Consider the following 21327-nt stretch of genomic DNA (forward strand, 5'->3'; position numbering starts at 1 on the left):
GGGTTCAGGAAACATAAACACGGCGTTAAGGATTGCCTGATGGTACCGGCGCTGGCTTCCGTGGATCATGGAGTTTGCCCGGATCTATAACAACAGCAAACCATCCAATGCAGAACGCCCATGTACAGAACAGCGCCCCGGCATACGGTGCCGGTATCCCAGGTTCATAACATTCTGGGGGGAGCCCGGCGACAGGGACTGAGTGTTAACCCGCTACTGGTGCAGGCGGGGATATCGCCGTTGCTGATGGGTTCCCGTCTGTCGCGGGTCTCCCAGGCCCAGTTCGCCAAACTGCTGCGAGTCGTCCAGCGTCAGACCGGTGACGAGTACTGGGGGCTGTGCGCCCATCCGGTCAAGTTCGGTACCTTTGCCCAGTGCTGTGAGCTGATGGTGCATGCGCCGACCCTCGGTGATGCCCTGCGGGCCGGCAGTCATTTCTACCATCTGGTTTTGCAGGACTTCACCGTTCGCCTGCAGCGACAGGACGATCTGGTATGGGTGCGCCTGCACAGTCATGGTCCGGTGGGTGAATGCTCCGATTTCGCCGAGCGGGTGTTCATGTTCTTTGGCTACGGCCTGATGTGCTGGCTGATCGAAGAGCGCCTGCCGGTCAGCCACGTGCTGATGCGGGGTGAGGCGACCTCCGAGCAGCCGCTGGGCAGCTTGTTGTTCAATGCGCCGGTGCGCTATGGCCAATCCCGCAATGCCTTCTGCTTCGATGCCCGCTGGCTTGATTGCGCGGTGCGCCAGGACAGCGCCAGCCTGCACGGTTTCCTGCGGCGCTCCCTCGGCAACCTGGTGGTGCGGTACCGGGATCGTTCCTGTATTACCGAGCGGGTCCGTTGTTATCTGCGGCAGCATCTGCATGACGGGTCGGTGCCGGTGGAGCAGGTTGCCGAAGCGTTCGGGATGACACCGGATACCCTGCGCCGCCGGCTGCGGATGGAACAGGCCCGTTTCCAGGATCTGAAAGACGGCCTGCGCCGGGATGCCGCCATTGAATACCTGGCGTGCCCGAACCTCTCGCTGGCCGAGGTGGCAGAGCGCCTCGGGTTTTCCGAACCCAGTACCTTCCACCGCGCCTTCAAGAAGTGGACCGGGCTGCCGCCGGGGGAGTACCGCCAACTGGTGTTGGCGGAGGACCGTCCGCTGGCGGTCGGCCAGGACTACTGAACCTCGGTCAGCCAACCCGGCGTTCCCGGTTCTGCCAGTAGGCTTCCCGCATCTTGAACTTGAGCAGTTTGCCGGCACCGGACATCGGCATCTCGTCAACGAACTCGATGCTGCGGGGGCATTTGTAGTTGGCAATATGCGCCTTGCAGTGGCTGATCAGCTGCGACTCGCTCAGCTCGCTGTCCGGGCGCAGTTTGATGGCGGCGTGGACCCGTTCCCCCCAGCGTTCGTCCGGCACCCCGAACACCGCACACAGCTCCACCTGAGGCAGTTTGAGAAGGGTGTTCTCAACCTCGGCAGAGTAGACGTTCTCGCCCCCGGACACGATCATGTCCTTGATGCGATCCACCACGTAGAGAAAGCCGTCATCATCGAAATAGCCGGCATCGCCGGTGTGCATCCAGCCGCCCCGGAGCGCCTCGGCAGTTTGCTCCGGCTTGTTCCAGTAGCCCTGCATCACCATCGGACCACGGACTACAATCTCGCCGACCTGGTGGTTGGCCAGTTCGTTGTCCATCGGGTCGACAATGCGGATTTCCGCTACCGGGGTGGGAACGCCGGCAGAACGCAATTTGTCCGCCTTGCGGCCTTCGGCCGTGTGATAGCGCGGCGGCAGTACTGCTACGGTGGGCGCCAGTTCGGTCATGCCATAGGCCTGGGAAAAATCGGCACCGGGCAACGCTGCCATGGCCCGTTCCAGCAGGGTGACATCCATCGGCGAGGCGCCGTAACGGATGGACTCCAGGCTCGACAGATCGCGGCTGGCGAATCCAGGGTGGTCCAGCAGCATGCGCAACATCGTGGGGACCAGGAAGATTTCGGCAATTCGGTGCTGTTCGATGGCCTGGAGTACCTGACCGGGTTCGAAGACGGGCAGCACGATGTGGCTGCCCAGGCGCATGGACAGCGCAAAGACCGACTGCATGCCGGCGACATGGAACAGCGGCGCAGCGTGCAGGCCGACCTGCCGGGGAGGGCGGGGCGCAGCCAGGGAGGCCCCGATGGCACCCAGGTAGCAATTGCCGTGGCTGAGCATCACGCCCTTCGGCTGCCCGGTGGTGCCGCCGGTGTACAGGATGGCGGCCAGGTCGTCGCCGTGGCGGTGGGCGTCGGCCACCGCTGCTGACCGGTCGATCACGGCTTCCATAGGAATGGCGCCGTCGGGCAGTTCTCCGTCACCGACAAACACGATGGTTTCCAGCCCCGTGGCGTGCTCGCGGATCGCCGGCAGCAGTGGCTGGTATGTGTCATCGATAAACAGGATGCGGGTGTCGCAGTCATCCAGGGAATAGGCAATCTCGCGGGCGCTCCAGCGGATATTGACCGGATTCACCACGCCGCCGCCCCAGAGTGCCCCGTACAGGTATTCCACGTAGTGGTCGGAATTGCGAGCCAGCATGGCAACCCGGTCACCGGGCCGCATGCCGAGGCCTTGCAGGCCACCGGCCAGCCGCGCCACCCGGCTGACCAGCTGGCGCCAGCTCTGGCGGCGGTCGCCGTCAGCCGTGGCCAGGGCGTCCGGGCATTCCCTGAGTGCTTTGTGGAGGGCTTGGGTGATGTTCATGTGTGCCTCTTGCTGATTGTTGTTGTCAGGATGAGCGGCCTGCTGCCCTACATCAGGTCAGGCAGGAAGGTGACGATTTCCGGGAAGGCCACCAGTATGGCGATGGTCACAATGTCCATGACGATGAACCAGGACACCCCTCTGAAAATATCGCCGAGGCGGACGCTGTCGTTGACCACCGCCTTGAGAATGAAGCAGTTGATTCCTACCGGCGGAGAGATCAGGCCAATTTCCAGGTACTTGATCATGATGATGCCGAACCAGATCAGGTCGTATTCCAGGCCTTTGACGATGGGGATGACGATAGGCAGCGTCAGCAGCATGATCTCGATGGAGCCCATGAAGGTGCCGAGAAAGATGTACAGCACCGACAGGGACGCGATCACCACCGCCGGATGGACGTCGAAGCCGCCAGCCCAGCTGGTCAGGTCGGCGGCAATGCCGGTCAGCGCGGTGAACGAGGTGACCATGTAGGCGCCGATCACCGCGGCGAACAGCATGGAGGTGCTTTTCAGGGTTTCGAGCAGGGCATTGGAGGTTTTCTTGCGGTCCAGCCGCCGGGCAAACAGGCTGATCAGAAACGCGATGCTGGCGCCGATGGCTCCCGCTTCCGAAGGGGTGAAGAGCCCGGAGTAAAGTCCGGAAACCACCACCACGATGAGCAGCAGCATGCCCCAGGTACTTTTGAGTGAGCCGAACTTGTCCTGCCAGCTGACTTTCGGGGTTGGCGGTGCCAGTGCCGGGTTGAGCCTGGCACGGATCATCACCATGGCCACGTAGATCAGCAGGGACAGCAGGCCGGGGATGACGCCGGCGACAAACATCGCGGCAATCGACTGGTCGGTGAACACCGCGTAGAGAATCATCAGGATGCTGGGGGGAATCAGTGATCCGAGGGTGCCGGAGGCGGCGACCACCCCGGTGGCCAGCCCCTTGTCGTAACCCCTTGCCAGCATTTCCGGCACCGCCATCCGACCCATGGCCGCGGCGGTGGCCAGACTGCTGCCACTGATGGCGGCAAACAGGGCGCAGCCTACGGAGGAGGCGACGGCCAGGCCACCGGGCATACGGCCGAGCCACATCCGTGCGGTCTGGTAGATGTCCCTGGTGAAGCCGGCTTCGGTGGCCAGGTAGCCCATCAGCAGGAACATGGGAATGGTGGTAAAGGTGTATTCGGCCGTCGAGGAGTAGGGCAGGTCCCCAAGAAAGCTGTTGGCGGTCATCAAACCCTGGGCAAGGTCAAATCCGTCGCCGCGGCTGGCCATCACCAGCACCAGTCCGGTGTAGCCGGTGGCCACCAGCACAACGGCAATCGGGATCCGCAGCAGCAGCATGGTGATCATGCCGATGGTGGCCCAGATACCAATCGTGGTTGGATCCATTATTCACACGCCTGTTCTGATTGTTGTTATGGGAGCCTTGCTGTTCAGTACCCGTTGGTTTCGTCGAGTGCCTGGTCGAACTCGGAAGTGTGTCCGGGCCGGCTGGACGGAAACACCAGTTGCACCAGCATGCGCACGCACCACCAGGCAAGCCCCAGCGGGATCAGTGCCTTGGCCGGCCACTCCGGCAGGTCGAGGGCGCTGGCGTAGGCAATGACGCCAAACTCCCAGGACTCCCAGGCCATCCGGGCACTGAGCCAGGTCATCAGGCCAAAGAAGACGACTCCGAGAACCAGGCCCACGGTGACCAGTGCAGACTGGACCTTTTCGGGCAGGTGATCGGTGATGACCGTGACCTCAAGGTGGCCGCCGAGGGATTGCAGATAACCCATCGGCAGAAACACCACTGCCACCATCAGCATTTCGGAAATCAGCAGGTCGTCGGGCACCGCCTGGGAGAAAAAGGTGCGTCCGACCACCGACAGGAAGGTCACCACCACCATCATGGCCAGCAGCAACTGGCTGAAGCGGACAACCTGACGATCGACGGCGCTTATCGCGCGGGGTATGGACTCGCTGAGCCTGGCCATAGCATTACCCTCCGGTTAGGCAACTGCCTGTTCGGGTACCGGGCGGCCAGTGGCCGCCGCGGCACCGTGGTGTCAGTTGCGATCCCAGGGATAACCTTGTTCGCGTACTTCCTGCTCTACCGCCTGCAGCTGGCTCAGGAAACGCTGGTGGAGCTCGCTGGCGGCCGGATCGCGCTTGGCCATGTCCGCGACGTACTCATCGATGGCCGGGGCAAAATGCTGCTCCCAGAGCTGGCGTTGCTCGTCGGTCAGAACGTGGTAATCAACGGTGTATTTGGGATGGGTTTTAAGGAGGTTCTTGGCAATTTCTGCTTCCTCAAGACCCGCCTTGGCCATCTTTTCATTGAACACAGGCTCAAGCTCCTGGATTACCTGCTTTTCCTTTGCAGACAGGCTGCCCCAGACCCGGGCGTTCATCATGACCGGAACCAGTGACTGGCCGATGCCGGTTTCCACCACGTATTTGGCAACTTCGTTATGCTTGTAGGGTGCCATCAGGTAAAGGTAACTCTGGGCGCCGTCGATGGTGCCCCGTTCCATGCCGGAATAGAGGTCGGTGAACGTAATGTTGACCGAGGTCAGGTCCCAGTCGTTGGCCGCGGCCGCACTGACTGCCCGCGGAGTCAGGCGTACCTTGTCACCCTTGAAGTCGTCCGGCGTCAGGTAGGGGCGGGTCGTACTCATGTTGACTCGTACCCCGCTGGAGTAAAATCCAATGGGCTTCAAACCATTTCGGGCGGCTTCCTGCTCGATCGGTTCGAAGTCGTCGGTGGCCCGTCGCCAGGCCTCACTCGCGACGTAATTGTCTCCGGAGCCCAGTTCGGTCTGCGACATTGCCAGCAGCGGGTTCTGTGCCATGGTGTACTCCGGGCTCATTGGCCCGATGTCGGCAATGCCGGACTGAATGCCCCGGGCCGCGTCCTTGAATTTGATCAGACTCTGCAACCAGTGAATCTTGATCTCGATGGAACCGTCGGTGCGCCGTTCCACTTCCTCAGCCCACCAGCGAAGCACATCATTGGACGGGCGTTCGGTGGGAGGCGCAGGCGTGGCGTAGTTCAGGGTCCGGGCTTCAACCTGGGGCGCGGTCATGCCGGCAGCCAGGGACAGGAAAAGGGCGCAGGCGGGCAGGGTCTTGGCCAAGCGCAGTTGCTTCAGTACATCCATGACAGGTCCTCACTATTTATTGTTGTCGTGCCTGATCGTTTTGGGGTGCCCGCATTACAGGAATGCGGGCAACAGTCTGCAGCCTAGGGAAAGCAGGCCCGGTCACCAATGGCGGATGCGGTGAAGAGGATTGGCAAATGTGTGCAGTGATTCGGGAGCTAAGTATTCCGCAGGCGCCTAGTGACCCCTGAAAGCCGCCGGGCGCTTGGCCAGAAAGGCAGCAACCCCCTCCTGGAAGTCGGCGGTCTCTACCATCTTCAGAAAGGACTGGCGTTCGGTTTCAAGATGGGTTTCCAGTGAGCTGCCGGAGGCCTGGTCCACCAACCGCCGGAAGGCACCGAAGGCCCGGGTGGCGCCGCTGGCGGCCTTGTTGATCGTGGCGGCCAGCACCTCACTGAATTGGCCGGCGGCGGCCACTTCGGTGACCATTCCCCACTGTTTGGCCTCCGCTGCGCTCAGGGTGCGGCTGAGCATCATCATTTCGGCAGCGCGTCCGGCGCCGATCCGGTGGGGCAGAAACCAGCTGCCGCCGCAGTCCGGTACCGCGCCAATGCCGTTGTAGGCAATCAGGAAGCGGGCGTTTTCCTCGGCGACGATCAGGTCTGCCATCAATGCCAGGCTCAGGCCGGCGCCGGCCGCCGCGCCCTTGACCGCGGCAATCACCGGTGCATCGAGGCGACGCAACAGGAGAATGGCCGGGTTGAGGGCGCCTAGCAGGGCGTTGACCACCTGCGCGGCATGTTCCGGGCTGCCGGCCATACTCGCCACGTCGCCTCCGGCCATGAAAGCACGCCCTGCGCCCGTCAGCACCACGCAACGCAGCCCGGGTTGTTCGGAGAGCTGGCGGGCCGCGGCGAGGAAGGCTTCGGCCATCGGGACGTTGATGGCATTGAGCACGTCGGGCCGGTTAAAGGTGAGGGTTGCCACGCCGCTGGCGTTATCAAATCCGTACTCAACCAGGGAATTTTTCATTGCTCTGCATCTCTTCGTGGTGTTGGTCCGTTTCATAATAGGACAAGGATACGTGGCCATAATCATTGTGATGGGCTATTTTGAATCTGGCACGGGAATTCATCCCGGCCATAACGACAACAACAAGAACCAGACCACCTCTGCGTGCGGGTGATGACTCGACGGGGCCTGTCCAGGGCTCTGCGGTCCGCTGTGCGGGGTGCGGGGAGGAACCGTGAGTATCCTCGAAATCAGCGATCTGTCGCTTTCCTTCGGCGGCGTCAAGGCACTGCAGGAGGTCAGCTTCCGGGTGCCGGAAAACACCGTCACTACCATCATCGGCCCCAACGGCGCCGGTAAGACATCGTTATTCAACTGCATTTCCGGCTTTTACAAGCCCCAGCAGGGCACCATCCGCTACCAGGGCAAGGACCTGGCCGGCACCCGGCCACCGGCCCGGGCGGCCCTCGGGCTGGCCCGCACCTTCCAGAACATCGCCCTGTTCCGCGGCATGACGGTGCTCGACAACATCAAGCTGGGTGCCCACGTCCACATGAAGAGCGGGCTGCTGGGTTCACTGATGTATTTCGGCGCTGCCAGGCGCGAAGAGCTGGCAATCCGCGAAGAGGTGGAGCGCCGCATCATCGACTTTCTCGAGATTGACCACATCCGCCGCCAGCCGGTGGCCAGCCTGTCCTACGGCCTGCAAAAGCGGGTGGAACTGGCGCGGGCACTGGCCATGCGTCCGAAGGTACTGATGCTGGACGAACCGGTGGCAGGCATGAACCGGGAAGAGAAAGAGGACATGGCCCGATTCATCCTGGATATCCGCGAGGAGTGGGGCGTCACCGTGCTGATGGTGGAGCACGATATGGGCATGGTGATGGATATTTCCGACCACATTGCGGTATTGAATTTTGGCCAGGTCATCACCGAAGGCCTGCCGGCCGAGGTACAGAAGAACCCGGAGGTAATCCGGGCCTACCTGGGTAACAGTGATATCGACAGCCTGCGCAAGAAGCTCAACCCCGACCGGGAGGCTGCCTGATGGATTGGCTGTTTTTTGGCGAGATCAGTCTAGCGGGGCTCGCCATGGGCGGGCTCTATGCCCTGATCGCCCTGGGTTTCGTGATGATCTACAAAGCCACCCGGGTGATCAACTTTGCCATCGGCGAGATCATGATGTTTGCCGCTTACCTGTTCCTCGCCTTTGCCGGCGGCATGGAACTGTCGCCGTGGATCGCCATGCCGCTGGCGGTACTCGGTGGCAGCATCCTGGGTGGGGTGATCGAGAAAACCATGATCCGGCCGATGCTCGGGGAGTCGCCTATCTCGGTGGTCATGGTCACCATTGGCATTGCCAGCATCCTGGTGGGCGTGGTGGAGTTTTTCTGGACGGCGGACCCGCAGTTGCTGCCCCAGTTCCTCCCCCGGGAGCCGGTATTCATCGGTCCGTTGTACCTGGCCCCGAAGATTGCCTACGGCTTCCTGATCGGCGCGGCGGTGCTGGTGCTGTACCTGCTGTACTTCCGCTTCTCCCGTGGCGGCGTTGCCCTGCGGGCCACTGCGTCCGACCAGGCGGCGGCCTATTCCATGGGCATCAATGTGCGCCGGGTGTTCAACCTGGCGTGGGTGTTCGGCTCGCTGGCGGCTTCCCTGGCGGGCATTCTGGTAGCAGCGACCGGTGGCCTCAGTCCCCAGTTCGGCATCATTGGCCTTAGCGTGCTGGTGGTGGTCATCGTCGGTGGTCTGGACAGCATTCTCGGTGCCCTCATCGCCGGCTTGTTCATCGGCTGGCTGGAAACCGTGGCCGGCGCATACCTGGGAGGGGAGTACCGGATGCCTGCCACCTTTGTGGTGCTGGCGGTCATTCTGGTTATTCGTCCCTACGGCCTTTTCGGCACCCACGAAATAGAGCGAGTATAAGATGCGCATCGGTGACGCCAAACAGACCTACCAGGCCGATGAGGCTATCTGGACCAGCAGTACCCAGAAGTTCTGGTTCTCGCTGCTGTTGCTGATCCTGCTGGTATTCCCCTTCCTGGCCAATGCCTATCTGCTCTACCTGGGCTGCCTGGTGGGCATAGCGGTTATCAGCACCACCGGTCTCAATATCCTGACCGGCTTCACCGGGCTGATCTCCCTGGGCCAGGCCGGCTTTATGGGCGTGGGGGGCTACACGGTGGCCTGGCTTTCCCTCAACACCGGGCTGCCATTCCCGGTTGCGCTGCTGCTGGCGGGGCTGATGGCCGCGGCGGTGGGCATTCTCGTGGGCCTGCCCTCGCTGCGGGTGAAGGGGCTATACCTGGCCATTGCCACCCTGGCGGCGAGTGTCTTCCTGCACTTCATTTTTGCCGAATGGGAACCGGTCACCGGCGGCATGGCGGGCCTGAGTCTCGAACCGGCTCACCTGTTCGGGTTTACCTTCCAGAGCGATTTCCGGATGTACTTCATCATCGTGCCGCTGGCGGTGCTGATGGTATTCGCTGCGCGCAATGTGTTTCGCACCCGGGTCGGCCGTGCCTTTATTGCGATCCGCGACCGGGATATTTCAGCGGAGATCCTGGGCATCAACCTGCTGCGCTACAAACTGATGTCCTTTGCGCTCAGCTCGTTTTATGCCGGGGTGGCCGGAGGCCTGTTTGCCTATTTTTACCGCGTTGTGACCCCGGAGAGCTTCCCGCTGGCAATGTCGATTTTCTATCTGGCGGCGGTGATTGTCGGCGGGATGGGTAATCTGCTGGGGGGCATTCTCGGTGCCGCATTCATGACTCTGGTGCCGGAAATCCTCAAGCTGCTGACCGCTGCTCTGACCCCGTTCTACCCCAACGCACCGGTGTTCATGTCGCCGATGCTGGAGATTATTTTCGGTGCACTGATTGTCGGGTTCCTGATCTTCGAGCCGCACGGGCTGGCGGAGATCTGGCATCGCATCCGGCGCTTTTTCAGTTTATGGCCGTTCAGGAACTGATCGTGTTTCACCCAAACCTCAAGCAACACCAACAACAAGAGCAGCAAGGAGAAGAAACATGTTGAAAAGCATCCTCAGCAAGGGCCGCAGGCTGGCAGGCCTCGGCAGCCTGGTTGCTGCCCTGACCGTGACCGCACCGGTCATGGCCCAGGACAAGGACCCCATCGTGTTCGGCGGTTCGATTCCCCTGTCCGGCGTGTTTGCCTTTGCGGGTGTTCACCTGCATGCCGGGCTGACCGACTACACCAGCTGGATCAACAGCCAGGGCGGTATCAACGGCCATCCGGTCAAGTACGTGATGGAGGATACCGGCTATGAAGTAGACCGATCAGTCGCCGCCTTCAAGAAAATCTCCGGCAGCGATGCCCCGGCGGTCTACTACGGGGACAGCACCGGCTTCATGAAGGCCATCTCCGCCGAACTCAACAGCATGGGCACCACCCTGATGAGCGGGGCGTCCTTCGCCACCGCCCTGACCGATAATGAACAATACCCCTACCAGTTCATTCCGGGGCCGAACTACAGCCAGATGTTCGGCATTATCCTTGAGTACATTGCCTCCCAGGGCAAAGAGGGCGACATGCCTACCGTGGCGTTCGTCTACAGTGACACCGAATTCGGCAAGGATCCCATTGCCAACGGCAAGACCATGGCCGCGGATCTCGGTATCAAGGTTGTCGAGGAAATTGTCACCAAGCCCGGCAGTGTGGATGTGTCCGCCGAAGTGTTGAAACTGCGCCGGGTGCGACCGGATTACGTGGTGTTCCACGGCTATGTGCTGTCACCGATCAACGAATTCATGGTGCAGATGCGTCAGATGGGGCTGGACACCCAGTTCATGGGCACCTTCTGGTCCTCTGACAAGCTGATCATCGACAAGATGGGCAAGGATGCCGACGGCTACATGGGGGTCATGCCGTACAACTACTACGACAGTGACGAGACAGGCCCGATGCTGGATGCCCTCCGCGCCCAGGCTGAAAAGAGTGACCCCAAGGCCGGCTACCGCCCCACCGGGTACATGCAGGGCTGGTTCAATGCCATGGTCTGGACGGAGGTTATCAAGCGCACTCTCGATGCCGGCAAGGAACTGACGGCGGAGAACATGGCGGCGTCCCTGGCGTCTATCGAAAACTGGGACACCGGCGGCATCATCGGTATTCCGGTCACCGTCAGGGACATGTCGTTCCCGGTTGGCCGCATCTGGCGGGTCAACGCGGAGCAGGGCCGTTACGAGCCGGTATCGGACTGGATTCACCTCGACTGAGCCCGCTGTATGGAAGCCTTACTGGAAATCGATAACATCGAGGTGGTTTACAACAAGGCAGTGCAGGTCCTGCGGGGCCTGTCACTGCGGGTACCCCGCGGCGCCATTGTAGCGCTGCTGGGGTCCAACGGTGCCGGTAAATCCACCACCCTGAAAAGCGTGTCCGGGCTGCTCGCGCTGGAAGATGGCGAAGTGACCGCGGGTGAAGTGCGCTTCAACGGAACCAACGTCAAAACCCTGGCGCCCGAGAAGCTGGTGCGCAGTGGCCTGTTCCACGTCATGGAAGGTCGCCGGGTTTTTGAAGACCTGACCGTCGAGGAAAACCTGATTGCCGCGACCTATGCTCTCAGCGGTCGCAAAACACCCGCGCTCAGCGACAGCTATGAGCTGGTCTATGACTACTTTCCCCGCCTCAAGGAGCGCCGCAAGCAGCTCGCAGGCTACCTGTCCGGCGGCGAGCAGCAGATGCTGGCATTGGGGCGGGCACTGATTGCCCAGCCGCAACTGATTATGCTGGATGAACCGTCCCTGGGCCTCGCGCCGCTTCTGGTGGAAGAAATCTTTACCATCGTGGCGCGGATCAACCGGGAGCAGGGCACCGCGATCCTGCTGGTGGAACAGAACGCCGCGGTATCGCTGGCTATCGCCTCCTACGGTTACATCATGGAAAACGGCAAGATCGTGATCGATGGCCCGGCCGACAAGCTGACCGCTAACGAAGACGTCCGGGAGTTTTACCTCGGCGTCGGCGGCGCGGAGGGTGAGGCCCGCAGTTACCGGGACATCAAGCACTACAAACGCCGCAAGCGGTGGCTCTCATGACAACACCTGACATTCCCGACCTGACCCTGACCCAGATGCTGCGGGCCCATGCCCGGGCGCGGCCAGATGCCCTGGCGCTGCAACAGAAGGACTTTGGCATCTGGCAGGCACTATCCTGGCAAACCTATTACCAGAGGGCCCGTCATTTCGGGCTTGGCCTGCGCGCCCTGGGGCTGTCCGAAGGGGGCCATGTTGCCATCATCTCGGAGAACCGGGTCGAGTGGGTGATCGCCCAGATGGGCATCGGCATGGTCAAAGGCATTTGCGTGGGGGTCTATCCCACCAGCCCCTGGAACGAAGTCGCCTATGTGCTGGAGCACAGCGATGCGGAGATGGTGGTGTGCGAGGATCAGGAGCAGACCGACAAGGTGCTGGAAGCCTGGTCACAGCTGCCCCGGCTGAAACATAACATCGCCATCGACATGAAAGGCCTGCGCTACTATCCGGAGCCGCCGTCGTCATTTGACGACATCGAAGCCATGGGCCGGGACTATGAGCGCAGCCATCCCGGGCTCATCGACCAGTTGCTGGACAGCCAGAGCCAGGACGACGTTGCCCTGATGATCTACACCTCCGGCTCCACCGGGCGGCCCAAGGGGGCGATGATTACCTGGGGCAACCTGCATGCGGCGGCGCCGGGCCTGATTGAGTTGCTGCAAGCGGATGAGCATGGCTCCAGCCTGTCCTATCTGCCGCTGTGCCACGTGGCAGAGCAGGCCTTTACCAACATTGCACCAGTCTATGTGGGCAGTGCGGTCAGTTTCGGCGAGAGCCTGCGGACCATTCAGGAGGATCTGCGGGAAATTGCACCGACCTTCTTCCTCGGGGTGCCGCGTATCTGGGAAAAACTCCATTCCTCCATCTATATCAAGATCCAGGAGACCGGTCGCCTGCGCCAGGGATTGTTCAACAGGGCCATGAAGGCGTGCGCCCCGCTGGCCACCAAGCCCCGGTCCCGCTGGACGCTGGCGGAACGGCTGACCTTTGCGGTCTGCTACTGGACGCTGTTCCGGGCCCTGCAGAACTTCATCGGCCTGCGTCGCTGCACCATTGCGCTGACCGGCGCCGCCCCCATCTCCACCGGAATTCTCGAGTTCTTCCGCACCATCGGTGTGCCCCTGGTGGAGGTCTATGGCCAGACCGAAAGTACCGGGGTGGCAACCGCCCAGTTACGGGAGGATGTACAGCTGGGCACGGTGGGTGTGGCGATCTCCGGAGTCGAGGTGAAGCTTGGTGAACATAACGAGATCATCATGCGTGGCGGCAGTGTGTTCAAGGGCTACTACAAGAACGACGATGCCACCGCGACCACGTTGCAGGACGGCTGGCTGCACACCGGTGACGTGGGTGAATGGCAGAACGGGCAGCTGAGGATTGTCGATCGCCTCAAGGACATCATGATCACAGCCGGCGGCAAGAACCTGTCACCCACCGAGATCGAAAACACCATCAAGGCCAGCCCCTACATCAAGGAGTGTATCGTGATTGGCGAGGCCCGCAAGTATGTTGCCGCGCTGATCCAGATCGACTTCGAGACCGTGGCGAAATGGGCCGAGCAGGAACGGATTGCCTACACCACCTTTCGCAGCCTGACCGAGCACGGGCAGGTCAGGGAGCTGATCCAGGCCGAGGTGAACAGGGGGAATGACCGCCTGCCCCAGGTGGCGCAAATCAAGCGCTTCCATCTGCTGACCAAGGAGCTGGATCACGATGACGATGAGGTGACGGCAACCATGAAAGTGCGACGCAGCAACATCTACACCAAGTACACCGAGGTGATCGAGTCGCTCTATGCCTGATCGAGAATCACCACGATAAGCTCCTTCGGCCCATGGGCACCGTAGGCCAGCACCTGTTCAATATCCGCCGTCTTTGATGGCCCGGATACCAGCAAGGCATTGGTGGGTAGCCCGGCGGCCCAGCGTTGCGCCGTCATCAGGTCGTACAGGTTGTCATGAATTTCGCTGGCCTTGAGCAGGGCGATGTGGACCGGCGGTACCAGGCTCATCAGGCGCGGTTCATGGCGGTCCGGCCAGAGAACCAGGGAACCGGTGGCGGCGATGCCACCGATGGTGCCGGTGATGCTGGCTTCGACGTTTTCAAACAGCGCTGTTTTCCATTGCTCGATGGGGCGGTCGTAAGCGAGCAGTTGCGACCGTTGGCCCGTGGTCTGCCAATAGTGCTGTAATGCCTTACCGTGATCAGTGGCGGGTGCGCACAGCAGGTTGCTGAGGTTGCGCCGGTTCAGCAGGTCGGCCACCAGCGCCGGCCAGTCGGTTGCGCTGACCTGGTGGACCTCGGTATGAACTGCCTCCATCAGGGAGCGCAGCCGTTCAACCCGTGCCGCTGGCGGGTACTGCCAGGGCCGGGTGACCAGTTGCTCGTCGAACTCGTCCGGCCGCGGAGTGGTGCCGGCCAGACTGTTGCGAAGTTTGCCGAGGATATTACTGCGGGCTGTCATCGTCATTGATCTCCACGTTGCCGCAAATGGGCATCCGCCAGTTCGTGCAGGGAGCGTCGCGCCGGCACGGGTGCACTGTGGTTACGGGTCCAGGGTCCGGCGTTTTTCGGGGTCAGCCGGCGCAGTCGGGTCGCAGCCCGCAGAAACAGACCATAGAGGGCCGGACGGGTGTTGAGCAGTTGCCAGCCCTGCCAGATCATCCGCTCGGTGCGGGAGTACTTGCTGCCGCCACCCTTCACCACCTGTGGCTCCGCCGGATTGCGGACGTTTTCCTGGCGCAGCCGCTGCAATAATTGCGGGATCGGGATCTTCACCGGACAAACCTCGCCGCAGGCACCGCACAGGGACGAGGCACCGGGATGGTCGGGTACCTGGTTCAGGCCTGCCATATGCGGGGTGATGATCTTGCCAATTGGACCGGGGTAGACCTCGCCATAGGTATGGCCGCCCACCCGGGTGTAGACCGGGCAATGGTTCATGCAGGCGCCGCAGCGAATGCAGTTCAGGGTCTGGCGCATCTGGGCATCGGCGAAGGCGCCGCTGCGGCCGTTATCCAGCAGCACCAGGTGGACTTCCTCGGGCCCGTCCAGTTCCTCGGGCTTGCGGGGGCCGGAAATCAGGTTGACGTAGGTGGTAATCGGCTGGCCAAGGGCTGAGCGGGTAAGCAGCGATAACAGCGGCACTACGTCCCGCAGGTTCTGTACCACTTTCTCGATGCCGGTGACCGCAATGTGGACCGGCGGCACCGTGGTGCTCATCCGGCCATTACCTTCGTTTTCCACAAGCAGAAGGGTGCCGGTCTCGGCGATGGCAAAGTTGACACCGGATACACCCACGTCCGCTTCCATGAACTTGCGCCGCAGCGTCCGCCGACCGGTCTGGATCAGCTCGTTGACGTCGTCGGTTGCCGGCTCGTCCAGTTTTTCACTGAATAGCCTGGACACCTGGCGGGCATTCTTGTGGATCGCCGGCATGATGATGTGGGAGGGCTTTTCACCGTCCAGCTGGACGATATACTCCCCCATGTCGGATTCCAGGCACTCGATGTCCCGCCTGGCCAGGTAGTCGTTCATCTCCATTTCTTCGCTGACCATGGATTTGCCCTTTACCACCTGGCGACCGTTGCGTGCCTCGATGATGCCGTGGACAATGCGGTTGGCCTGCTCGACGGTTTCGGCCCAGTGAACCGTCACCCCGTTTTCGGTCAGTTTCGCTTCCAGCTGTTCCAGCAGGTCCGGCAACCGGGACAGGGCGCGGGCCTTGATGCGGTTACCCAACTCCCGGAGACCTTCCCGTTCCTGTTCATCCGGGAAGGCATCGGCCCGCTTCTTTATCAGCGAATCCATGGCGGTGCGGAAGTTGGTGCGCAGCTGGTCATCCGCCAGAGCAGTGGTGGCCCGGCTGCGGAAGTCGGCGGCCAGTTCGGTGACTGGAATTCGCTGGCTCATACTGCCCCCTTGCGCGCCCGAGTATTGACCCGCTCCCACAGGAAACTGGCCAGATGCCGGCCGCGAAAGGCCTGCTGCTGTTTCTCCAGCGAGCCATTGATGTTCAGCAGGCAGCCGCCATCGGCGGTAACCATTTCCACGGCGCCGGAGTCCATCAGGGCCCGGGTCTTGTCCATCACCATGGCGCCGGAGACTTCCGGCATGCGTACCGAGAAAGTCCCGCCGAAGCCACAGCATTCACTTTCGTGGTCATGGTCCACCCGCTCGACGTTGTCGAGCTGCCCCAGTAACTCCCGGGCATGGAGATGAGTATCCATTTCGCGGCGGGCGGAACAGGACGTGTGCAGGGCAACGCGGCGGGGCTGGCCCTGGTCGGCCAGCCGGACCTTGCAGACCCGCAGCAGAAATTCCGTCAGCTCGAAGGTGCGCTCAGCCAGGGCGTTGACGCGGGCCAGGGTGTCCGGTTCATCGGCAAACAATTCCCGGTAATGGTGGCGCAACATGCCCGCACAAGAGCCTGAGGGCACCACCACAGGAAACCCGCTGCGGTCCAGTACCTCCAGCTGAGCACGGGCGACGGCTTTCGCCTGGTCGCGATAACCGGAGGTCCAGGCGGGTTGACCGCAACAGCTCTGTTCCCGTGGGAAATGCACCCGGATGCCTTCCCACTCCAGCAGGCGAATGGCGTCCATCCCCGCTTCCGGGAAGAACAGGTCCACCACGCAGGTGCCGAACAGGACGACTTCCGCCGGCTTGTCCGGATACTGCCGTGGTTTCGGCCGATCGGGTGCGACCCGGGTTGCGTTGGGTGCCGCGTCGTAGAACAGTTCGTTCATCACTCCGTTCCTCAAGGTACACTCAGGATTTGTGGTGTTGCCCCGTCAACCGAGAGCCAGCAGCGGATCGGTAAGTCCCAACCCGTAGGCGGCGATCAGGGCGATCAGGCCGGTCATCAGCAAGTAATAGAGTGTCGGCCAGACGGTCTTGCGCAAGGTCTGGCCTTCACGGCCCAGCAGGCCTACGGTGGCGGAAGCCGCCACCACGTTGTGGATGGCCACCATGTTACCGGCGGCCGCACCGACGGCCTGAACTGCAACCATCAGTGCGGTCGACAGACCAAGGGATTGTGCGACGCCAAACTGGAACTGACTGAACATCATGTTGGATACGGTGTTGGAGCCGGCCAGGAAGGCACCCATGCCACCCACGGCCGGCGCCAACAGCGGATAGATACCGCCGACGGTATCGGCCACCCAGCTGGCCATGGCAATCGGCATGCTGGGCAGGTCGGACAGGTTCACGCCCGAGTTGATCAGGATGCGCACCATCGGCACGGTAAACAGCAGCACAAAGCCGGCACTGAGCAGCACACTGCCGGACTCCTTCACCGCGGCGGCAAGTTCACGAACCTGCATGCGATGGATAAAAAAGGTCGCCATCACCACCATCACCAGAATGCCACCGGGCAGGTAGAGAGGCTGTACGCCCGCGCTGATGCCGGCTTCACCCAGAATGTTGGAGAAGCTGACGGCCACCGAGGTGAAGGCCTGCTTCACCGGCGCTACGGTGCGGCTGAGCACCAGCAGGATGCCAACCAGCAGGTAGGGCAACCACGCCCGGAAGCTGCCCATGGGCTTGGCGGCCAGGTCTTCCAGTTTCATTTCGATGGTGCCCAGCCACTCGCTCGGCCAGTCCTTGCTGTCAGCAAAATCCCAGTGGGTTTTTGGCATCAGGAAGCCCTTTCGGGCGGCAGTCGTCACAATGGCCAGGCCGATCAGGCCACCCAGCAGCGACGGGAACTCCGGGCCAAGCACCACACCGGTCACTGCGTAGGGAACTACAAACGCCAGCCCGGCAAACAGTGCAAACGGCAGCACCTCGAGGCCTTCACGCCAGCTTTTGTTGCGGCCGAAAAAGCGGGTCATCATCATCACCATGAACAAGGGCATCAGCACGCCTGTGATGGCGTGGGTAATGGCCACCTCGGAGGTGATCAGCTGCAGGTAGGCGTCCCAGTTCGAGCCCACCTGTGCCAGCTGTTCGGAGATGGTGTTACGGTCGAGCCCGGTGGTTACGCCCACCACAATCGGTGTGCCTACGGCACCGAACGAAACCGGGGTGCTTTGCACCATCATGCCAAGCATCACCGCAGACATGGCGGGAAAGCCCACCGCGACCAGCAGGGGAGCGGCGATTGCCGCAGGCGTACCGAAGCCGGAAGCGCCCTCGATAAAACAGCCGAACAGCCAGACAATGATGATGGCCTGTACTCGCCGGTCCGGGCTGATGTTGGTGAAGCCCGCGCGGATGGCGGTAATGCCGCCCGAGTGCTTCAGAGTGTTGAGCAACAGGATGGCGCCGAAGATGATCCACAGCAGGCCGAGGGTAATCACCAGGCCCTGCAGTGAGGAGGCAAGAATCCGATTGAAGCTCATGTCCCAGGCGGTATAGCCGATCAGCGCGGTGACCAGGAAGACCACGGGCATGGCACGGCGAGCCGGCCAGCGCAGGCCGAGGAGCAGAATTCCGGCTAGAAGAATCGGGGTAAACGCCAACAGGGCGAGAAGACCGGGCGACATAGGGCTCTCCTGACTTTTGTTATTGGAGTATTTGGGTAATTGGTATTACCAATTGTTATCGGGGTTTGATTACGGTATTTGAGATGCTGTCTGGCTGTCAAAGGAGGAAGCTAAGACATTGGTCTAACGGCACGGGGCATGTGCTGTAAAAACAGGCAGGAAGCAGGGTATTCTGATATTGGTATGACCAATATAGATATGACGGGGCGGGAGTAGGCAGGACGTTTATGGCAATCGGACACATTGCGCCGCGGCGGCTGGCGGACACCATTGTAGAACAGCTGGAAACCATGATTCTGGAGGGTACCCTGCAACCGGGCGAGCGACTGCCGCCCGAACGGGTGCTGGCGGAGCAGTTTGGCGTATCCCGGCCGTCCCTGCGGGAGGCGATCCAGCGCCTGACCGCCAAAGGGCTGCTGGTGAGCCGTCAGGGTGGTGGTAATTTTGTGACCGAATCCCTTGGCGCCAGTTTCAGTGATCCGCTGATTCCGCTACTGGAGGCCCGTCCGGAGGCCCAGCGGGACCTGCTGGAGTTTCGTCGTACCCTGGAGGCAGACTGCGCCTACTATGCGGCCAAGCGTGCCACGGAGGTGGATAAGGCCCAGTTGCAGAAGGTCTACGAGGAGTTGCAGGGCTGCTATGCCCGTGACACCGATCGTGACCTGGAAGCCGAGGGGGTTGCCGACGCCCGTTTTCACCTGGCCATCGCCGAAGCCAGTCATAACGTGATTCTGCTGCACACCATACGCACGCTGTTCAACATGCTGAAAGATCATGTGGTCACCAACATCGGCGGAATGTACGCCAAGGAGGCAGAGACCCGGCTGGGACTGGCCGAACAGCACCGGTTGCTGTTCGACGCCATCATGGACGGACGTGCAGAAGACGCCCGTGAGCTGGCCGGAACCCACATCGAATATGTCCAGCAAGTACTCTCCGAACGCAGCGAGAACCACCGGCGGCTGGAGCGGGCAATGCGCCGGGACAAACTGACCCGAAGCTGAGTTGTGCTGCTGGTCAGACTAGAAACGAACTCCCTCGAACAGCACCCGCTGCCGGTAATGGGTCAGCACGACGCTGACAAACGCGAGCACGAGGAACAACACAATACCTTTCGGAACCAGCAGGTGAACTGCGGGGTTTGGTGCGGTACTGGCGGTCACCAGAATCAGGCCAAGAATGTTGCGGGCGAGACGCACCGTCAGCATGGCGCCAAGGTAGCCCGCTTGTACGGCGGATCCGGCAGCGGGCAGGCAGCGGCTGAAGGCCGGCATCAGCTGGACGCTGTTAATCAGCAAGGTCAGGAATATAACTATCTGAAAGATATGAAGAATAATCATGGTTGGGGCGTATGGGGTGAAATAAGGTTGCTAAGGTCTGGTTAAAAAACGCCCGGGATTATCCCCGATTGCTCATTTTTTTGCCAGTCTGGCCAGCCCGAGCTCGGGAACCTCACGTCCGTATCACCCACCAGAGAGGCAGTGTGTTTGAACGGACAGAATTGATATATGACAGAACTGCGGAGATACATTCGGTAACGAAAAAAAGTCTTGCCCGCCACTGTGAACTTTCATTCATTTTTTGAAATGAGGGTATAGTTCCGTCCCCAAAAACTACAAGACTAATCAGAGGACGGTACCTATGAAACGGAACGCAACCCTGCTGGCAGGGTTTATCCTGTTGCTTTGCAGTTTGCCGCTGGTGGCAGAACCCATCCGACTGGGATTCAATTACCCGGAATCCGGTCGTTACAAAGCGCTGGGCTTGCAGCAACGCCTCGCCGCATTCCTGGCGGTGGAGGAGATCAATAAATCGGGCGGTATCCTTGGCCGCAACGTCGAACTGGTTATCCGCAATACCGCCGGGTCTGTTGAGCGGGGCGCCGCCAACACCGAAGAGCTGATCCGCCAGGAAAACGTCGACATGATTTTCGGTGGTGCTTCCAGCCCGGTGACCATTGCCTCGGGCAAGGTGGCGAAGCAACTGGGCCGCCTGTATTTCGGCACCACCACCTCCGCCAACGCCACCACCGGCAGTGAAGGGCACGATCACATGTTTCGTGAGTACCCCAATGCCTGGATGACGGCAAACGCCCTGGGCCACTACCTGACTGAAAACTTCCGTGATGCCAGTTACTTCTATGTGACTGCCGATTACACCTGGGGCCAGTCCTCGGAAGCCTCCATTCGGGCCTTTACCAACACCACCGACACCCAGAAGCATCCGCACGCACTGACGCCCTTCCCCAAAGCCCTCATCAGGGATTTCAAGAAAGCACTGGAGGCCGCGGAAGCCAGCAAAGCAGAGGTAGTGGTACTGGTGTTATACGGTGACGACCTGGTCCGGGCCCTCAAAGTGGCCTATGAGATGGGCCTGAAAGACAAAGTGCAGATCGTGACACCCAATATCACGCTGGGCATCGCCCAGACCGTAGGTGCGTCTATCATGGAAGGCGTTATTTCCACCACTCCCTGGGAGTGGATGATTCCTTACCAGCTCGACTTCGCCCGCGGCCAGGCATTTGTCGAGGCATTTACCGAGCGCCATGGCGTACGGCCTACCTCTACAGCTGCCACGGCCTATGGCATTGTCTATCAGTACAAGGATGCAGTGGAGCGTGCCGGCACCACCAATACCCAGGCGCTGATCAAGGCGCTGGAAGGGCATAGCTACACCCTGCTCAAGGACCGCCAGCAATGGCGCGCGTTCGATCACCAGAACCTGCAAACGGTGTACGTCGTGCGCAGCAAGCCGAGAGACCAGGTGGTGCAAGACGAACTGCACAGTGACTTTTTTGAAGTGGTGGGTTCCCTTGAAGGCGAGAAAGCCGCGCAGACCCTGGAGCAGTGGACGGCTGAGCGGGCTGCGGCGAACAAACCACCGTATCTGTGAGAGGCAAGCCAGTTACCTGATACTTCGGAAGCGCTCCACCTGAGCCGGGGCGCTTCTGAA

18 protein-coding genes and 1 pseudogene are annotated in these 21327 nt (G+C 61.3%); 9 read left to right on the plus strand and 10 right to left on the minus strand.

The window, feature by feature from the left end:
* The first annotated feature begins 120 nt into the window (after positions 1 to 120).
* Positions 121 to 1173: an AraC family transcriptional regulator gene (locus CLH61_RS12275; protein WP_099615042.1), complete on the plus strand. Its 1053-nt coding sequence runs from the start codon at positions 121 to 123 to the stop codon at positions 1171 to 1173.
* Positions 1174 to 1180: 7 nt separating this feature from the next.
* Here CLH61_RS12275 and CLH61_RS12280 read toward each other — a convergent pair.
* From CLH61_RS12280 to CLH61_RS12300, 5 genes and pseudogenes are all read right to left on the minus strand, one after another.
* Positions 1181 to 2740, minus strand: a pseudogene (locus CLH61_RS12280) (acyl-CoA synthetase); the annotation flags it as partial.
* A gap of 44 nt (positions 2741 to 2784) precedes the next feature.
* The gene (locus tag CLH61_RS12285; protein WP_099615044.1) at positions 2785 to 4119 is read right to left on the minus strand and encodes a TRAP transporter large permease; all 1335 of its coding nucleotides are present in this window, start codon (positions 4117 to 4119) and stop codon (positions 2785 to 2787) included.
* A gap of 44 nt (positions 4120 to 4163) precedes the next feature.
* A complete protein-coding gene (locus CLH61_RS12290; RefSeq protein ID WP_099615045.1) occupies positions 4164 to 4709 on the minus strand; it encodes a TRAP transporter small permease in 546 nt (181 codons plus the stop codon).
* 72 nt (positions 4710 to 4781) lie between these two features.
* Entirely contained in the window at positions 4782 to 5876 is a 1095-nt protein-coding gene (locus CLH61_RS12295; protein WP_099615046.1) for a TRAP transporter substrate-binding protein, read from the minus strand.
* 177 nt (positions 5877 to 6053) lie between these two features.
* Complete coding sequence (locus CLH61_RS12300) at positions 6054 to 6848, minus strand: enoyl-CoA hydratase/isomerase family protein (RefSeq protein ID WP_099615047.1); 795 nt, start codon at positions 6846 to 6848, stop codon at positions 6054 to 6056.
* Between the two features lie 214 nt (positions 6849 to 7062).
* On the opposite strand from CLH61_RS12300, the gene CLH61_RS12305 reads away from it, so the two are divergent.
* From CLH61_RS12305 to CLH61_RS12330, 6 genes are read left to right on the plus strand one after another with little or no spacing between them, the layout of a single operon-like run.
* Positions 7063 to 7875, plus strand: a complete 813-nt coding sequence (locus CLH61_RS12305; protein ID WP_099615048.1) for an ABC transporter ATP-binding protein — start codon at positions 7063 to 7065, stop codon at positions 7873 to 7875.
* A complete protein-coding gene (locus tag CLH61_RS12310) occupies positions 7875 to 8753 on the plus strand; it encodes a branched-chain amino acid ABC transporter permease (protein ID WP_099615049.1) in 879 nt (292 codons plus the stop codon). The genes CLH61_RS12305 and CLH61_RS12310 overlap by 1 nt, the downstream gene beginning before the upstream one ends.
* Before the next feature lies 1 nt (position 8754).
* Complete coding sequence (locus CLH61_RS12315) at positions 8755 to 9798, plus strand: branched-chain amino acid ABC transporter permease (RefSeq protein ID WP_099615050.1); 1044 nt, start codon at positions 8755 to 8757, stop codon at positions 9796 to 9798.
* Positions 9799 to 9856: 58 nt separating this feature from the next.
* Positions 9857 to 11065 carry an ABC transporter substrate-binding protein gene (locus CLH61_RS12320; protein ID WP_099615051.1) on the plus strand — a complete coding sequence of 403 codons (1209 nt, stop codon included), beginning with the start codon at positions 9857 to 9859 and terminating at the stop codon, positions 11063 to 11065.
* A gap of 9 nt (positions 11066 to 11074) precedes the next feature.
* Positions 11075 to 11887 carry an ABC transporter ATP-binding protein gene (locus tag CLH61_RS12325; RefSeq protein WP_099615052.1) on the plus strand — a complete coding sequence of 271 codons (813 nt, stop codon included), beginning with the start codon at positions 11075 to 11077 and terminating at the stop codon, positions 11885 to 11887.
* Positions 11884 to 13686 (plus strand): AMP-dependent synthetase/ligase, encoded by a 1803-nt coding sequence (locus CLH61_RS12330; protein ID WP_099615053.1) that lies wholly within the window; start codon positions 11884 to 11886, stop codon positions 13684 to 13686. Before CLH61_RS12325 ends, CLH61_RS12330 begins: the two co-directional genes overlap by 4 nt.
* Here CLH61_RS12330 and CLH61_RS12335 read toward each other — a convergent pair.
* Genes CLH61_RS12335 through CLH61_RS12350 form a run of 4 tightly spaced genes read right to left on the minus strand, consistent with a single transcriptional unit; the run spans position 13677 to position 18375 of the window.
* Positions 13677 to 14348 (minus strand): LutC/YkgG family protein, encoded by a 672-nt coding sequence (locus tag CLH61_RS12335; RefSeq protein ID WP_099615054.1) that lies wholly within the window; start codon positions 14346 to 14348, stop codon positions 13677 to 13679. The genes CLH61_RS12330 and CLH61_RS12335 overlap by 10 nt on opposite strands.
* A 2-nt stretch (positions 14349 to 14350) precedes the next feature.
* Positions 14351 to 15796 (minus strand): LutB/LldF family L-lactate oxidation iron-sulfur protein, encoded by a 1446-nt coding sequence (locus tag CLH61_RS12340; RefSeq protein ID WP_099615055.1) that lies wholly within the window; start codon positions 15794 to 15796, stop codon positions 14351 to 14353.
* Positions 15793 to 16632, minus strand: a complete 840-nt coding sequence (locus tag CLH61_RS12345) for a (Fe-S)-binding protein (protein WP_099615056.1) — start codon at positions 16630 to 16632, stop codon at positions 15793 to 15795. Before CLH61_RS12345 ends, CLH61_RS12340 begins: the two co-directional genes overlap by 4 nt.
* Positions 16633 to 16677: 45 nt before the next feature.
* The gene (locus tag CLH61_RS12350; RefSeq protein ID WP_099615057.1) at positions 16678 to 18375 is read right to left on the minus strand and encodes an L-lactate permease; all 1698 of its coding nucleotides are present in this window, start codon (positions 18373 to 18375) and stop codon (positions 16678 to 16680) included.
* A gap of 227 nt (positions 18376 to 18602) precedes the next feature.
* On the opposite strand from CLH61_RS12350, the gene CLH61_RS12355 reads away from it, so the two are divergent.
* Entirely contained in the window at positions 18603 to 19379 is a 777-nt protein-coding gene (locus tag CLH61_RS12355; RefSeq protein WP_099615058.1) for a GntR family transcriptional regulator, read from the plus strand.
* A gap of 18 nt (positions 19380 to 19397) precedes the next feature.
* Here CLH61_RS12355 and CLH61_RS12360 read toward each other — a convergent pair whose 3' ends face one another.
* Entirely contained in the window at positions 19398 to 19715 is a 318-nt protein-coding gene (locus tag CLH61_RS12360) for a hypothetical protein (RefSeq protein ID WP_099615059.1), read from the minus strand.
* A 301-nt stretch (positions 19716 to 20016) separates the two neighbouring features.
* Here CLH61_RS12360 and CLH61_RS12365 point away from each other — a divergent pair, with 301 nt between their 5' ends.
* Positions 20017 to 21267 (plus strand): ABC transporter substrate-binding protein, encoded by a 1251-nt coding sequence (locus CLH61_RS12365; protein ID WP_099615060.1) that lies wholly within the window; start codon positions 20017 to 20019, stop codon positions 21265 to 21267.
* Positions 21268 to 21327: the final 60 nt, after the last annotated feature.

It is taken from the genome of Marinobacter profundi, from assembly GCF_002744715.1.
Classification (GTDB): Bacteria; Pseudomonadota; Gammaproteobacteria; order Pseudomonadales; family Oleiphilaceae; genus Marinobacter; species Marinobacter profundi.

Coding starts and splice junctions, on each gene's coding strand:
- CLH61_RS12355 (WP_099615058.1), top strand. CDS start 18,603: ATGGCAATCGGACACATTGCGCCGCGGCGGCTGGCGGACACCATTGTA.
- CLH61_RS12345 (WP_099615056.1), bottom strand. CDS start 16,632: ATGAACGAACTGTTCTACGACGCGGCACCCAACGCAACCCGGGTCGCA.
- CLH61_RS12290 (WP_099615045.1), bottom strand. CDS start 4,709: ATGGCCAGGCTCAGCGAGTCCATACCCCGCGCGATAAGCGCCGTCGAT.
- CLH61_RS12360 (WP_099615059.1), bottom strand. CDS start 19,715: ATGATTATTCTTCATATCTTTCAGATAGTTATATTCCTGACCTTGCTG.
- CLH61_RS12335 (WP_099615054.1), bottom strand. CDS start 14,348: ATGACAGCCCGCAGTAATATCCTCGGCAAACTTCGCAACAGTCTGGCC.
- CLH61_RS12275 (WP_099615042.1), top strand. CDS start 121: ATGTACAGAACAGCGCCCCGGCATACGGTGCCGGTATCCCAGGTTCAT.
- CLH61_RS12340 (WP_099615055.1), bottom strand. CDS start 15,796: ATGAGCCAGCGAATTCCAGTCACCGAACTGGCCGCCGACTTCCGCAGC.
- CLH61_RS12315 (WP_099615050.1), top strand. CDS start 8,755: ATGCGCATCGGTGACGCCAAACAGACCTACCAGGCCGATGAGGCTATC.
- CLH61_RS12310 (WP_099615049.1), top strand. CDS start 7,875: ATGGATTGGCTGTTTTTTGGCGAGATCAGTCTAGCGGGGCTCGCCATG.
- CLH61_RS12300 (WP_099615047.1), bottom strand. CDS start 6,848: ATGAAAAATTCCCTGGTTGAGTACGGATTTGATAACGCCAGCGGCGTG.
- CLH61_RS12365 (WP_099615060.1), top strand. CDS start 20,017: ATGAAACGGAACGCAACCCTGCTGGCAGGGTTTATCCTGTTGCTTTGC.
- CLH61_RS12285 (WP_099615044.1), bottom strand. CDS start 4,119: ATGGATCCAACCACGATTGGTATCTGGGCCACCATCGGCATGATCACC.
- CLH61_RS12330 (WP_099615053.1), top strand. CDS start 11,884: ATGACAACACCTGACATTCCCGACCTGACCCTGACCCAGATGCTGCGG.
- CLH61_RS12295 (WP_099615046.1), bottom strand. CDS start 5,876: ATGGATGTACTGAAGCAACTGCGCTTGGCCAAGACCCTGCCCGCCTGC.
- CLH61_RS12350 (WP_099615057.1), bottom strand. CDS start 18,375: ATGTCGCCCGGTCTTCTCGCCCTGTTGGCGTTTACCCCGATTCTTCTA.
- CLH61_RS12320 (WP_099615051.1), top strand. CDS start 9,857: ATGTTGAAAAGCATCCTCAGCAAGGGCCGCAGGCTGGCAGGCCTCGGC.
- CLH61_RS12325 (WP_099615052.1), top strand. CDS start 11,075: ATGGAAGCCTTACTGGAAATCGATAACATCGAGGTGGTTTACAACAAG.